Here is a 15,950-nt window from a genome sequence, read left to right as displayed (position 1 = left end):
GACATCAACTAGAATAATTACAACATTATCAACCTCCCAACTTCCACACTTCCCACGCCATGCTCACCAACTATCTCAAAACTGCCATTAGAAGTTTCAAAAAGCACAGATTGACTTTCGTGATCAACCTGCTTGGGCTCACTATGGGATTGACCACAGTGATTTTGATCATGATGTGGGTCAAAGATGAATTGAGCATAAACAGATACCATGTACTCGGAGATAGGATTTACACTGTATTTACCAACCATGCCAATTCCACAGGAATCGTTACCATTGGAATCACTCCTGCAGAAATGGCTGAAGCCATGGAAGCTGAACTTTCTCAAGTTGAAATGGCAGCGGCGATTTCACCATACATTGAAGGAGTTTCTTTTGATGATGGAAATGATGTGCAGGTCGCTGATGGTTTATTTGTCGATCAGGAATACCTGGAAATGTTCAGTGTCGAATTTTTGGATGGGGATAAATCGAAAGCTCTTTCAGACATAAATTCGGTGGTTTTGTCTGAATCAACAGCAATCAGGATATTCGGTTCTTCCGGAGAAGCCGTTGGAAAAACCCTGAAATGGACAGTTTTTGAATTTGGAAATGAAGTAATAGTGAGGGGTGTATATAAGGATTTTGGCTCTTATGATATAGATAAACCAGAATTTCTACTTTCTTTTCCCTACTTCAAAAAAATGCTCGGTGACGGTGCACATTGGGACAATTTTAATGCAGGAACATTTTTATTACTGAGGGAAGGAACTGATATTGATTCCTTTAATGCCCAAATTGCCAACTTCTTAAAGGATAGGAAGGTAGAAAGTAATGTGACTCCTTTTGTCCAGGCTTTTGAAGACAATTACCTCTATGGGACATTTGAAGATGGGAAAGTGGTAGGAGGAAGGATCAATTATGTCTGGATTTTTTCGGCCATTGCATTCTTCATTCTATTGATTGCCTGTATCAACTTCATGAACCTGACCACTGCAAGGGCCATGAATAGGCTCAAAGAAATTGGAGTCAAAAAATCTATGGGGGCAAGCAGAGGCGGTTTATTTAGCCAATTCATAGTCGAGTCTATGCTTTTGTCCTTAATTGCGATGATTCTTGCTTTGGTTTTGGCAATGATATTACAGCCATTTTTCAATCAGGTTACTCTCAAAGAACTCAATCTCAACTTGGATTTGCCTCAAATTCTGATGTTGGTTTTGATCTGGGCCATCACAGGCTTAATTGCAGGGATTTATCCGGCAGTTTATTTGTCCAAATTCAGACCTATCCAAATCCTGAAAAGTAACATCAAAGGAAGCTTTGGAGAACTTTTGGCTAGAAAGGGCTTGGTCGTATTTCAATTTTCAATTTCCCTGCTTTTGATTATTGGGATTTCTGTGATTGGACGACAGATGGCTTATATCCAAAACCAGAACCTTGGCTACAACCAATCCCATTTGCTTCAAGTCAATTCCTCCTCTCTTTCAGACACACAACTTGAATCATTTTTGAATCAGGTAAAAGGAATCCCGGGGGTTGAAAATGCATCAAGTCTATCCCATCCCCTCGTAGGTTTGATGAGCTCGACTATTGGGCTGAGTTGGGAAGGGAAAAATCCCGATGAACAGGTCAAATTTGAGAACATCACGGTCAATATGGATTTGATCGAAACAATGGATTTTGAAATTTTGAAAGGAAGGTCTTTCTCAAGGGATTTTGGAGATGAAAGTTCAAAAATCATCCTCAATGAGGAAGCGGTAAAAGTAATCGGGCTGGAAGAACCCATTGGTGCTACAGTCAATCTTTGGGGAAATGACATGGAAGTAATAGGGGTTTTGAAGGATTTTCATTTCGAATCACTGAAAGAAAATGTCAAGCCTGCCTTTTTGAAATATGACAAAGCATTTGCCCAAAAAATCATCATCAGAATCAATCCCGAAAATCAGCTAGAGACCATTGCCTCGGTATCAGGATTGTTTGAAAATCTGAATGCCCAAAAGATGGATTACAGCTTTATGGATGAAGATTTTCAGTCCTTATACCTACAGGAACAGCGGATTTCAAAACTTGCCAGATATTTTGGATTGGCAGCAATTTTCCTTTCCTGTTTGGGTTTGTTTGGATTGGCGGCTTTCACAGTAGAAAACCGCAAAAAAGAAATCGGAGTCAGGAAAGTCCTTGGAGCTTCGATCAGCGGAATTTTGACCATGATTGTCAAAGATTTCATCCTTTTGGTACTGATTTCCATTGTGGTCATGGTTCCATTGGGATGGTATCTTTCCCAAGCTTGGCTCCAAGGTTATGCTTATAAGACCAACCTGAGTTGGTGGATTTTTGTAGGATCTGCAGCCGTGCTTCTTTCTATAGCTTTGATTACGGTCAGTTTTCAAGCCTTCAAAGCCGCAACTGCCAATCCCGTAAACTCTTTGTCATCCGAATGATAGCCTCATGTTAAAGAACCATTTTCTCATAGCCTGGAGAGCCCTAAACAAAAACAGGATGTTTACCATCTTGAATATTTCAGGACTGACAATTGGCATTGCAGGATTTTTTATGATTTTATTTTTTATCGTAGATGAAAAAAGTTATGATCGTTTTTATGGTCATTCTGAAAGCATCTATCGGGTGACTTCTCATTGGGGTATAGGAGAAGGTTCTCAGTATGCCACTGCGCCGCCACCACTTGGCAGGGTTTTGGGTGAAAATTTTCCGGAGGTTGAAGCAGTCACAAGGATATTAAAATGGAATGATTTTACTGTTCAGCCCGAATCAGGCCCCAATGCGGATCAGATATTTAGAGAAGCATCAGTGTTCTATGCTGAGCCTAATTTCTTCGAAGTTTTTGATTTTGAAATCCTGGCGGGAAATCCTAATTCCCTATCAGGTGGTAAAAGTGTCATTCTTACAGAATCAACGGCCAAAAGGTATTTTGGAGACATTACAGCCAGAGAGGCGGTAGGAAAAAACATACTTATTGGATCCGGATCTACTGATCTCGCCATGGTGGGTGCAGTTATTAAGGATATCCCTGTGCAATCCCACTTTCATTTTGATATGCTGGTTCACAACCTCGATATGCACAGGGAAATTTTCCTGATGGACAATTGGATGTGGTCAATCTTACATACTTATGTCAAGATTCCAAATGGAGAAGTCTTATCAGTTGAAGGAAAACTTGGACAGGTAGTGACGGATCAAATTGTGCCAAGACTATCGGGTGAACAGTCAGGAACTGATTTCTTTTTTGGCCTTCAGCCTGTCCAAGATATCCACCTCCATTCCCATTTGCTAAGGGAGCATGAAGCCAATAGTTACGAAAGCTATGTAAACATTTTCTCAATTGTAGCCGGCATCATTTTGCTTTTGGCAAGTATCAATTTTATGAATTTGTCCACTGCCAAAGGCGCCAAAAGATCTATGGAAGTGGGAGTGAGAAAAGTGATGGGTTCAAGTAAATTCCAATTGGTTGGTCAATTTTTGACTGAGGCGTTTTTTCTGGTAGTGGCCAGTACTTTCTTGGCAATGGTTTTGGTTGAGCTGCTCAATGGGACTTTCAACGAGATCAGCAATAAACAGATTCAGTTCAATATTTTTCAGTTTTCATGGATTTGGGGAGTAGCGCCTATCCTCATTATCCTTCTTACTTTGATGGCAGGGTTTTATCCGGCATTTTATCTTTCATCTTTCAAGCCTCTCAAGGTCATCAAAGGAGTACAGATGCAGGGTAAAAATACCATCGGTCTAAGAAGTGGATTGGTCGTTTTTCAGTTTAGCATTTCATTGATATTGATTATTTGCGCATTGGTAGTACAGCGGCAACTCAGTTTTATCCAAAATACAAATGTGGGATTTGACAGAGAGCAGCTGCTTATCATCCACAATGACGGTGAAATCAAAAACGAAGAAAGGGAAGATTTCAAACGGAGGTTTGCTTCAAGTTCATCGGTCAGTTCACTCAGTTTTTCTACAGGTATTCCGCTTCCAGGAAATTTCCAAATGAGGAATTTTAATCTTCCCCAAATCATAACCGACAATGGCATGAATTGGTATGAGGCTGATCATGAATTTGTATCTACTTTGAACATGGAAATCGTTGAAGGACGAAATTTCACTGACATTGCCGGATCTGATAAGTATAAAGTTTTGATCAATGAAAAAGCTGCAAAAGTGTTGGGAATCAGTGACAAAGCAATTGGACAAAAGATCATCAAAAACCGTGGAGATGAAGATGAGGCGGAATTGGAAGTGGTAGGCATATTGAAAGACTTTAATTTTGAATCTCTCAGGCAGGAAATCAAACCATTGGTGATCGAATATATGGATGATTATTTTCTGCGGGACTACATCACCGTTAGGCTTAATCCGGAAAATTTTGAAGATGGCATTGCTGAGTTGCAAGAAAACTGGAAGCTGTTTGAACCAAGAGTTCCCATGAATTACTCTTTTCTTGACGCTGATTTTCAGGCTGTTTACCAATCTGAATTGCAGATGGGTAAGCTGATGAATGCGCTGACTGTCATGTCCATATTCATTGCATTTTTGGGATTGTTTGGGTTGACAGCATATTCCGTACAACAGCGCGCAAAAGAAATCGGAATCAGAAAAGTATTTGGGGCCGGGGAGTCTGAAATTTTTCTGCTTTTGTCCTCTGGATATATGAAGCTGATTTTGATAGCGTGTTTGATTGCCATTCCAATGGCTTATTTTCTGGTTTCGACCTGGCTGGATGACTTTGCGTTTAGAATTCCATTTGAGCTTTGGGTTTTTGCGACTGCCGGTTTGGGATGTTTTGTATTGGCAATCTTTACTGTGGCGATCCAGTCCTTTAAAAGCATCGGTACCAATCCTATCAGCATCTTAAAAAGTGAATAATCTCGAATTTCGGAATAGATCAAATTAAAAATACAATTAAAAGATAACCAACTTAAACCACATTTATCAATGTTTGCCAACTACCTCAAGATCGCAATTAGGGGCTTTGCTAAGCATAAGCTTACTTTCTTTATCAACCTTTTTGGCTTGGCCCTTGGCCTTTGGGCTGCCATTCTGATCGGCCTTTGGGTCAAAAGTGAATTGAATATGAACCGTCACTTTACTGAAATTGATCAGGTGTATCGAATCATGGAGCATCAAAAGTACGGGGCTGATGTTTTTACGACTACTTCAACGCCGGGAATATTGGCTGATGAACTGAAGAATGTCTTCCCGGAGGTAGAAAAAGCAGCTACATTTTCATGGCATGAAGAAAAACTATTTGCAAAAGAAGATACAAAAATCAAACTGAACGGGTTCTTTGCGGGAGAAGATTACCTCCATATTCTGCAATATGACCTCCTCCATGGAAATAGGGAAACGGCCCTCGCCGAAAAGACCCATATCGTTTTGACCAAAGAAGCAGCCATTAAATTATTTGGTAAAACAGATGTTATCGGTGAAACACTCTTGCTCAAAGAATCAGAAGGTGAAACCCCTTTTGTAGTTCAGGGAGTATTGGAATCTATACCCAATACCAGCAGCACTACTTTGGAATATTTGCTTCCTTTTAAGTTTATGTCCGAAAAACCATATAATTCCTGGCTGAAAGAATGGGGAAATAATGGCCCGAGTACCATTGTCCGGTTGAATAAACAAACAGATTGGCAGGCGTTTTCTGCAAAACTTGAAAATTTTATACTAGAAAGAAACGAAGGCAGTAATGTCAAACTTTTTGCCTATCCCCAAAAAGAACTTTATCTCCATGGAGAATTCAAGGACGGAATTCAGCAGGGCGGCAGAATTGAATATGTTAAGTTATTTGCTTTGATAGGATTGTTTGTGTTGCTGATTGCATGTATCAATTTCATGAATCTATCCACCGCAAAATCCCAAAAAAGAGCCAAAGAAGTAGGAGTAAGAAAAGTGGTGGGTGCCGAAAAGGGTGCTTTAGTCAAGCAGTTTTTGAGTGAGTCACTTTTGATTACATTCTTTGCTTCCATTTTGGCTCTGTTACTCGTACAGCTGACTTTGCCGGTGTTCAATGACCTTACAGGTAAAACGATGCAAATACCTTACGATGACTCCAATTTTTGGATACAATATCTTGGTGTGTTGTTATTTACAGGCTTGGTTGCCGGCAGCTATCCGGCATTTTACCTTTCGGCCACCAAAGTGGTTTCAGTTTTCAGAAGTCATACCAAATCCGGCAAGGGAGTTGCGATTGCCAGAAAGGGTTTGGTTTTGTTCCAGTTTATTCTCGCTACCATCTTGATTGTAGCCACTGTGGTTGTCTACCAGCAGATAAATTTCGCCTTGAATCAAGACCTGGGATATGACAAAGAACAACTTCTGGTCATCCCATTGGAAGGAAATCTTCAAGAAAATTATGATGCTTTTAAAAATAGGTTGAAGCAAAACCCGGATATCAAATCTGTTTCAAAATCCAACCATTCATTGTTGGGAAGAAACTCAAATACGGGAGGAGTGAATTGGGAAGGAAAGGATCCTGAATTCAATGCTTTATTTGAAATCATGCGGGTGGATTATGACTTTCTGGAAACTACCGGCATGAAACTGATCCACGGTGAAGATTTTAATCCGGCAAAAGGTGCTGATTCTGTCCAGGGAGCAATTATTAACAGAAGGGCTTATGAATTGATCACTAATGATAATCCTGAGGCTGTTTCATTTAACATGTGGGGAGAGGAAAGAACAATCACAGGAGTGGTGGAAGATTTCCATTTTCAGAGTTTCCATCAAAACATGGAACCGGTTGTGATATTATTGGACCGGGAATTTGGTTCTAATGGCTTTGTAAGATTGAATACTGCAGATATTCAAACGACCATTGCTTCCATCAAAGCACTTTCTGAAGAGTTGAATCCTGATTTTCCTTTTCAATATACCTTTATGGATGAAAATTATGCCAATATGTATAATGAAGACGTAAGAATCAGGGACTTGGCCAAGTACTTCAGTATCCTGACGATCCTGATCTCATGTCTTGGATTATTTGGCTTATCCGCCCATGTGGCAGAGCAAAAAACAAAAGAAATAGGAATTCGCAAAGTGTTGGGCGCATCTACAGCTTCCATTTTAAATGTCATCAACAGGGAATTTATCATGATCGTAGCGGTATCCATCTTGATAGGATCGGCGGTTGGATATTGGTTGATGCAGGATTGGTTGTCAGGATATGCTTATAAGATCGATTTCGAATGGTGGTTTATTCCAATGGCAGCTGGCGTTATATTATCCATTGCATACTTGACAGTCACCATGCAGGCACTCAAAGCAGCACAAATAAATCCAGCAAATACGCTTAAAAGTGAGTGATAAATATTATCCTCTTTTTAACCCGAAGTATTTTACACTTCGGGTTTTTTGTTTTTTGATAATTTCAATCCAAAAACCAATCCCCCTAATCCGATTAATGCACAGATTCCGAACCAGAATATGGGGTCATACCTGTCTGTAAAAAGCCTATATCCGGCAGTATAAAGGAATAACACCAAGCCTGTGATCTCCCAAGACTTTTGGTCTTCGAGCCTGTTAGGCCTGTCTGGTATCGTAGGAAGATCTATCAACGTCCTCAATTCATTCCAATGCCATACCAATAGAACAAGATTGGCAAACAACATCATACCTGTGATGACGGGGGTGTAATTGAAATCCATTGAAATAGTGATCACAAAGACATTCAGGATAATCGGTAAATTGACCACCGTACCCAATTTGGCATAGCGCTGTGTCATCAATAGCAATCCAGCTATCAATTGTCCCCATCCTAAAAATTGCCAATAAATACCTGTCCGATACATTGTTTCAAAAAAATGAAAAGCAGTTCCAAAAGCTTCATTTTCCCCGCTTTCAGTCGTAAATCTTAATCCTTTGATTTTGATCAGACTGGCAAATACAAATCCGCCTCCCAATAAATATCTGGTATAAATTATGACGAGTTGTGCCAAAAAATTATCCTTGATTTGCTGCATGTTTTGTTTCAGTTGGGTTTGGAATGAAAAGGACAAAGTATCGATAGAATATGATGATTTGGATAATCAAATGTTACATTTCAATCCGAAATTAATCTTTCATCCTTAAAATGAATTTTTGTTTGATCAGAATTTTTGAAAGTCCTGTTTAAATGCCTCGTTAGATGAAAAGTGATGAATGGTTAGGAAATGAATATCTATTTACACAATTTGAGACAATAGAATAAACTCTTAACCATAAACCTGATGAAGAATAACCGACGTGAATTTTTACAAAAAATCGGCATTGGTACTGCCGGTATCGCTGCCGTTCCATTTGTAGCGAATGCAACAAGCTCCCAAACAGAAAACATGGCTGATGGAGAGCAGTTTCTACAGATCGGTGATGACATAGCTGTCGCCGAAACCACTTTTGGGAAAATTAAGGGATACAGACTCAATGGCGTATATACGTTTTTGGGTGTGCCATACGGTGCCAATACTGCTGGTAAAAACCGTTTTATGCCTCCCCAAAAACCTGAGAAATGGGAAGGGGTCAAAGATACGATCTGGTGGGGAAATACCGCACCGCAAATCATGGACAACAGGTACGCCAATGTGCATTATTCCTTTGCTGACCATTGGAACTATGATGACCTTAGCGAAGATTGCCTCAAACTCAATGTATGGACAAATGCCATAGCGGATGGAAAAAAGCGGCCCGTATTGGTTTGGTTGCATGGAGGTGGATTTACCAATGGTAATGCGATAGAACAAGACGGCTATCATGGTGAAAATTTTGCCAAAAACGGAGACATGGTTTTTGTATCGATCAACCACCGTCTCGGTCCGATCGGGTTTACAGACCTTTCCGGAGTAGGAGGGGACAAGTATGCCCATTCTGGGAATGTGAGTATGCTTGATATCATTGCCTCACTACACTGGGTGAGGGACAACATTGCAAACTTTGGTGGAGATCCGGGCAATGTCACCATCATGGGTCAGTCGGGTGGCGGCGCCAAAGTGACCGCAACCATGGCGATGCCAGCTTCCAAAGGATTGGTGCATAAGGGTGTAGCTTTGAGCGGAAGTATGCTGACAGCCAATGATCAGGAATACAGCAGAAAATTAGGGCAATATGTGGTAGAAGCTGCAGGTTTGACCCCTGATTCCATTGACAAACTCCATGATATTCCTTGGAGGGAATACCTGACGATCGCAAACAAAGCCATGGATAGGATGCGAAAGGAATTTCCTCAGCCAGGTTTCCGTGGTGGTTTTGGGCCAGTGGCAGATGGTGTCAATATTCCTAAGGGAGAGTTTTTCTCTAACCCAAACAGCCATGATTCAGAAATGCCTTTGATGATCTGTACCACCTTCCACGAATGGAGCGCAACAAGGGCCAATCCGCAATTGGAAGCAATTGACCTGAACGGCGTCATCGAACAATTGAAACCAAGATTTGGAGACAAAACCGCTGAAATCGTAAATGCCTACAATTCAAATTTTCCCGGTAAAAAGCCTGCAGAAATCATGGCTTTGGTTGCCTCCAACCGGCAAGGTGCAGTGGCTACCGGAAATGCCAAATCAAAACAAAAAGCTCCCGTTTACATGGCTTGGTTTGGTTGGGAACCTAATCTCTACAATGGTAGGATGAGGGCTTTTCACTGTATAGACATCTGCTTTTGGTTTGACAATACAGACAGGATGTACACCCATACCGGCGGAGGAAAGCGGCCAAAAATGCTCTCGGATAAAATGTCTGCATCCCTTTTGGCTTTTATGAAAACAGGAAACCCGAACACCGGAACCTTGCCCAATTGGCCAAAATTCACTCCCGATAAAGGTGAAACAATGGTACTCAATGATACCTGTGAAGTCAAAAATGATCCTGACAGGGCAGCGAGGATGACTTTGCCTAAAGCGTAGATTTTAAGGTTGTTTGCAATAAAACCATCAAGACTGTCGGTTCAATTCCGACAGTCTTTTTTTATTTTTTCGAAATAGCGATTTCTTGTTTTTCGATTTTTACATTTCTGGGTTTTTTTACTTTCGTCCGTACACGTACAAACCTGTTCGGATATCAAATTTTTTAATCATTAAATAGGCCTAATTTCCTCAATTTCAAATCTTTTGATTGGCATGTCAATGGTTAAGGACCTTATATAAAATTCCAACCAAAAAATTAAATAGCCCTTTTGGGAAATATCCAACTGTCATTTACCATTACAATATATCGACCTATGTGGAAGAACTATCTTAAAATAGGTTTCCGTAACCTGCTTAAAAACAAGACTTATACGGCCATCAATTTATTGGGGCTGACAATCGGAGTGGCATCAACGGTGTTGTTATTTTTTTACATCCAACATCAGCTTAGCTTTGATGATTTCCATCATTCCAAGGATTCAGTTTACAGAGTATTGTCCACCTATAAAAATGGAGTTGAGGTTACCAAATCTTCCGGGATTCCTTTGGCATTGAAACCTGTAATGGAAGAGAACTTCGGTTCAGAAATGATTTTCACCAATGTGGTTTCCAATAATTTTTTATCAAAAGTGGAAGGTGGGGAAGGATTCAACCAATCAGTGATGATGGTTAGTCCGGCTTTTTTTGAGATGTTTTCATTTAAAATGCGTAATGGAAGTTATCCCAAATCCTCAGAAATGCGGGCTGACATTATTTTGTCAGAAAGCACTTCCAAAAAATATTTTGGGGATGAAGATCCGGTTGGAAAGAACCTTTTGATCCGACTTGCAAATGACTTCGTCAGCTTCAATGTAGCAGGAGTAATTGAGGATGCTCCAGCAAATTCCAGCTTGACTTATGAATTGCTGATGTTGGATACCAATGCTGATATTTTGTATACAGCAGAACAAAGGGAACATTGGTATATGGTGTTTGGTGATGGCTATATCATGGTGAAGGAACCTGCCCAAGGTAAAATCTTTGAAGAAGCTATGCAGGCTTATATCAAGAGGCTGTTTACTGACAGAGAAGATCCGATTGATTATACTTTTTCACTTCAGCCACTGAGCGACATTCATATGAATACCGATATTCCTGAAGGAACAGCATCGGTTTTGAATCCAAGGATTCTATGGATTTTGGGAGCAATAGGATTATTGATCATTTTGATCGCCTGTATCAATTTTACTACGATGGCGATCGGCAATTCTGCAGGACGTGCCAAAGAAGTGGGAGTGAGGAAGTCAATGGGTGCAGGAAGCGGACAGCTTTTTGGTCAGTTTATGGCTGAATCCGTTCTGATCACTTTTGCTTCTTTGGGCTTGGGAATTTTGTTGGCAATATTCTTCCTGCCAACTTTCAATAAGTTGATGGATACAGGTTTGGCCATATCATTTTTGCCGGTACAGGTCTTTATCATTTTGGGTCTAGGAGTTTTCATAGCCTTGTTGGCAGGCTTTTATCCTGCTGTTTTCCTCACTTCATTCAAACCGGTAGAGGTATTGAAATCAAATATGAGCCTAAAGTTTGGCAAACAGGGTCTCCGATTGACATTGCTTGGGTTTCAGTTTTTCATTTCTATTTTTCTGATTACATGCACTTTAGTGATGTATAGGCAAATGAAAACCATAGAAAATCATGAGCTGGGAATCAACCATACCGCCATTCTTCAGATCAATGTGCCTCCTCCTGCATCCCAAGGTTTGGGGGATTTTATCAATAAAGGATTTGAATATGGGCAGGTTTTCAAGAATGAAGTACAAAAGATGTCTGAAGTTGAAAAAGTGGCAATGGCCACTTCCATGTATGGGGACAATGCTTGGTTCAGTGCAGGATTTGATACACCGGAGGACAAAAACATTGAGTTCAGGATCAATATTGTAGATGAAAATTTTGCTGATATTTTCGGACTGGATTTTATCGAAGGTAGAAATTTCATGGCTAGTATCCCTTCGGACAGAACAGGAGGATTTATATTGAATGAATCGATGAGGACGGCTTTAGGATGGGATTCTGTTTTTGGCAATTCCTTGGAAAGCAAAAGAGGATTTCCTGAAAACAGGGCAATTGGCTTGGTGAAGGATTTTCATTTTGAAAGTTTGTACAGGGAGGTGTCTCCAGCGATCATGATTTTGTCCCATGATAATTTCTTTCCTGGCTTGCACTCTTTGATGATGAATGAGCAGATGAATCCAAAGATTTTTGTCAAAATACAGTCAAAAGACATACCTGCGACTGTTTCCAAAATAAATGGCATTTGGAAAGCGGTCTATGGTTCGGATCCGTTTAATTACAGTTTTTTGGACGATACCATAGCCAACCAATATACCCAAGATCAAAGCCTCAGAACTTTGGTTTCAATCGCAGCTATTTTGGCCATCATCATTGCCGGATTGGGATTATTCGCCATGGCTTCGCTGACCATTGCGAGCAGGATCAAAGAAATAGGTATCCGAAAAGTATTGGGAGCGACGACGATGGAGATTTCCATGCTTTTCAACAAGCAATTCCTCAGCATTACAGTCATTGGGATCATTTTGGCACTTCCTGTAAGCTATTACATGATGCAGCAGTGGCTCAATGATTTTGCTGTCAAAACGCAGATGAGTATTTGGATTTTCATAGTTGCGATTTTCATCGGAATTCTCTTCTCGGTCTTTATAGTAAGTGCACAGACTATCAAGTCTTCATGGTCAAATCCTGTGAAGTCCTTAAAGTCAGATTAAAAAGCGAGAAGCGAGAGGCAAGAGCCAAGACTATAAAATGGAACAAAGTATTAAGTACCAAGTACCAAGATTCTGACAACCTGATAACCTGACAACGCGAAGCAGACAACAATTACAACAACTACAACCATTAACCAAATAACCCACTAACCCATTAACCCAATAACCCAATAACCATTAACCATTAACCAATTAACCCCCTCCATCATGACCCACATCGCTATACCCATTCCAACCGGTTCCGGAAAGCAGGACATTAATATTGAGGTGACCATCAACAACCAAAAGCAATCTCTCCACTATAAGGTAGAATTGTTTTATTGGGATGACTGTCAAAATCCACAAGGTCACCGGGCAGACTGCATTTCTGAAATGCTCTCCAAACACGATCCCAATTGGATGTTGTATTACATCGGAGCTCCCACTGACCAATTTGTTCCGATTACGTTTGTGGAAAAGAAAGTTAGATATTAGTTGATATTAGATATTGATGGATATTTTGAGGTATCCGATAGGTATATCGATTGTGAAATATGGTGGAAATATACTTCGTGAAATAAAGTTGAAATATGCTTTGCGAAATAATTTGATATAATGCCTTCGGCGATATATTCCACAATCAGGGTTATTTCGGAAAATAATATCTATTAGTATCAAGTATCCATTAATATCTCTTTGATTGAAATTGGGATCAAAATATTTCCATTTATCTCAACCATATATCTACTTTATTTCAAAATCCATTAACCAAATAACCAATAACCATATTTCCATTAACCACAAACCAATCAATCATGATTAAAAACTACTTTATAACCGCTTGGAGAAATATCATCAGGCAAAAATCTTTTTCTGCCATCAACATTTTTGGTTTGGCGATGGGTTTGGCTTGTTGTCTGATTTTAATGGCCTTTGTAAGGCAGGAATTGAGTTATGACCATTTTCATACCAATTCTAACAGGATATTCAGAGTGGCCCAAAGGGTGGATGGAAACCAAAATTGGGCTTGGACAGGTGGTGCAGTTGCCCCGATGATGGTGAAGGAATTTGACCAGGTTGAAAGTGCAGTCAGGATCCACCGTATCAGTACTTACCTCAGACCTGCCGATGGGCCAAATCAGAAAGAGAGTTTCAGGGAAGAAAAATTCACTTTTGCGGATGAAGGTTTTTTTGAGGTTTTTGATTTTCCGTTGCTGAGTGGGACTACAACCGGGGTTTTGGATGACCCGTTTCAGATTTTGTTGACAGAATCCATGGCCAAAAAATACTTTGGTAAGGAAGATCCGATTGGTAAAAGTTTGATTTCGACAGGTGATTTTGAATTTGTGGTCAAAGGCGTTTTGAAAGATTTACCCTCAAATACACATTTGGACTTTGATTTTATCACTTCTCTCAACTCATTTAAAGCCACAGAAAGCTATCCGCTCACTGCTGAATTTGGGAGTTTTTGGTGGCCATTTTGTTATACATATGTCAAGTTAAAAGATGCTTCGGAAGTTGACTTCATCAATCAAGGCACGATGGAAGCTTCCAAAAAAGCAAGATCAGAGGAGGAAGCCAAAAAGTACGTTCCATTTTTACAGCCTATCACAGACATCCATTTGGACAATTCCTATCAAAGTGAACTGAGTCCAAGTACACCCAAGTCCACTGTTTATATTTTCTTAAGTATTGGGATTTTTATTTTGATTTTGGCTTGCATCAACTTTATCAACCTCTCCACTGCCCGTGCCATCAAGCGGATGAAGGAAATCGGAATCAGGAAAGTGACAGGTGCGAAAAAATCACAATTGGTCCTGCAATTCTTTACGGAATCATTTCTCGTCAATGTGTTTGCAATGGTTTTGGCACTGGTTCTGGTTGAGATCTTGTTGCCGGTGTTCTCCGGATTATTGCAACAGGAGATTCCTTTCAACCTTTTTGCTGACCGTCAAGTTTGGCTGTTTCTTTTGATCACTTTGGCGGTTTCCACCTTTTTGTCTGGATTTTTTCCGGCATTGTACCTTTCAGGATTGAAGCCAAATCTGATTTTGAAGGGAACTACTTTTCAGTCCAATAAGAGTGCCCTGAGACAAAGCTTGGTCGTATTGCAGTTTGTGATGTCAGGAATCTTGGTGTTTTGCGCCACAGTGGCCTATTTTCAACAATCTTATATGCGCAAAGCTGATTTGGGTTTTGATAGGGAAAACATCATTTCAATATCAATGGGTGAGGTCTCAAGATTAAATAGGGAAAGTCTCACCAATGCTTACAAGCAGTTTTCATTTGTTGAAAATGTATTGGGATCAAGTGCCCGGCCGGGTATAGATGCAGGTTGGGGTCCGCAGTTTTCCTATGAAGGTCAAAATCCAAATGACCAAAACTGGATCAACCAACAATATATTGACTTCAATTATTTTGAAACAATAGGTGTAGAGTTGGTTGCGGGAAGGGAATTTTCTCCAGAATTCAACGACAAAGGGGACGCATTCAAAATGAGGGAAATGTTCCCTGCAGTGCGCAATGGAGGTTTTATCATCAATGAATCCCTTGCTAAATTGATGGGACTGTCACCAGAAGAAAGTTTGGGAAAACCCATTGAGGTTTTCACAGAAGAAAATGGGCAGCGGTTTTTGGATTTCCATGGAAATGTTATCGGTGTGGTAAAGGATTATCAGACTTCAGATTTAAGATTTCAGATTTTTCCCACAGTATACATGCCGGTACAAAATGACCATTTTGATGCTTCTTCACATCTTTTGGTCAAAATCAATACGGATGATATTCCTCAGGTAGCTGCAACCTTATCTTCAAAATGGAAAGAATTTAACCCAAGTATTCCCTTTGAATTTTCTGTTTTGGAAGATAGTCTGATCAAACAATACGACAGAGAAACGAGACTAAGCAACCTGCTGGGATTATTCGCTTTGTTAACCTTGCTGATTTCAAGTTTGGGATTGCTTGGCTTGTCCATCTTTATGGCAGAAGGAAGGAGAAAGGAAATCGGAATCCGGAAAGTGATGGGTGCAAGTCCTCTTTCCATTGTCCACCAATTGACCAAAGATTTCCTCAAGCCGGTCATAATAGCTATTGTTTTGGCATTGCCGATTGGGTTTTATATCATGGTTACTTGGCTGGAACAGTTTGCAAATAAGGTTCAGATGCAGGTTGGGTTTTTTGTACTCACGGCTGCTGTTGCTATTCTTATTGCCTGGCTGACTATCGCCATCCAATCTTGGAGAGCTGCTACAGACAATCCAGTGGATTCACTTAAATCAGAATAAAATTGAAATATACTTCGTGAAATAAGGTTGATATATGCTTCGTGAAATATTGTTGAAATAGGCTTCGC

General features: G+C 40.2%; 8 protein-coding genes. 7 read left to right on the top strand and 1 reads right to left on the bottom strand.

What is annotated here, in order from left to right; all coding sequences use genetic code 11:
- Positions 1 to 59 precede the first annotated feature (59 nt).
- The 3 genes from NU887_RS09930 to NU887_RS09920 all read left to right on the top strand — a co-directional run bounded on the left by NU887_RS09930 (position 60) and on the right by NU887_RS09920 (position 7,290).
- The gene (locus NU887_RS09930; RefSeq protein ID WP_258423210.1) at positions 60 to 2,420 is read left to right on the top strand and encodes an ABC transporter permease; all 2,361 of its coding nucleotides are present in this window, start codon (positions 60 to 62) and stop codon (positions 2,418 to 2,420) included.
- A gap of 7 nt (positions 2,421 to 2,427) precedes the next feature.
- On the top strand, positions 2,428 to 4,851 hold the full coding sequence (locus NU887_RS09925) for an ABC transporter permease (protein ID WP_258423209.1): 2,424 nt from the start codon (positions 2,428 to 2,430) through the stop codon (positions 4,849 to 4,851).
- 69 nt (positions 4,852 to 4,920) lie between these two features.
- The gene (locus NU887_RS09920) at positions 4,921 to 7,290 is read left to right on the top strand and encodes an ABC transporter permease (RefSeq protein ID WP_258423208.1); all 2,370 of its coding nucleotides are present in this window, start codon (positions 4,921 to 4,923) and stop codon (positions 7,288 to 7,290) included.
- A 32-nt stretch (positions 7,291 to 7,322) separates the two neighbouring features.
- On the opposite strand, the gene NU887_RS09915 is transcribed toward NU887_RS09920, so the two are convergent.
- Positions 7,323 to 7,946, bottom strand: coding sequence for a hypothetical protein (locus NU887_RS09915; RefSeq protein WP_258423207.1), 624 nt, complete (start codon positions 7,944 to 7,946; stop codon positions 7,323 to 7,325).
- A 246-nt stretch (positions 7,947 to 8,192) separates the two neighbouring features.
- Here NU887_RS09915 and NU887_RS09910 point away from each other — a divergent pair, with 246 nt between their 5' ends.
- The 4 genes from NU887_RS09910 (at position 8,193) to NU887_RS09895 (ending at position 15,882) form a co-directional block, all read left to right on the top strand.
- Positions 8,193 to 9,854: a carboxylesterase/lipase family protein gene (locus NU887_RS09910; RefSeq protein ID WP_258423206.1), complete on the top strand. Its 1,662-nt coding sequence runs from the start codon at positions 8,193 to 8,195 to the stop codon at positions 9,852 to 9,854.
- Between the two features lie 314 nt (positions 9,855 to 10,168).
- Positions 10,169 to 12,619: an ABC transporter permease gene (locus tag NU887_RS09905; RefSeq protein ID WP_258423205.1), complete on the top strand. Its 2,451-nt coding sequence runs from the start codon at positions 10,169 to 10,171 to the stop codon at positions 12,617 to 12,619.
- A 207-nt stretch (positions 12,620 to 12,826) separates the two neighbouring features.
- Positions 12,827 to 13,093 carry a hypothetical protein gene (locus NU887_RS09900; RefSeq protein WP_258423204.1) on the top strand — a complete coding sequence of 89 codons (267 nt, stop codon included), beginning with the start codon at positions 12,827 to 12,829 and terminating at the stop codon, positions 13,091 to 13,093.
- A gap of 320 nt (positions 13,094 to 13,413) precedes the next feature.
- A complete protein-coding gene (locus NU887_RS09895; RefSeq protein ID WP_258423203.1) occupies positions 13,414 to 15,882 on the top strand; it encodes an ABC transporter permease in 2,469 nt (822 codons plus the stop codon).
- Positions 15,883 to 15,950: the final 68 nt, after the last annotated feature.

Source organism: Aquiflexum gelatinilyticum (assembly GCF_024741135.1).
Taxonomy (GTDB): Bacteria; Bacteroidota; Bacteroidia; order Cytophagales; family Cyclobacteriaceae; genus Cognataquiflexum; species Cognataquiflexum gelatinilyticum.
The sequence above is the reverse complement of the archived record's forward strand: the minus strand, read 5'-3'. Positions and strand labels throughout refer to the sequence as shown.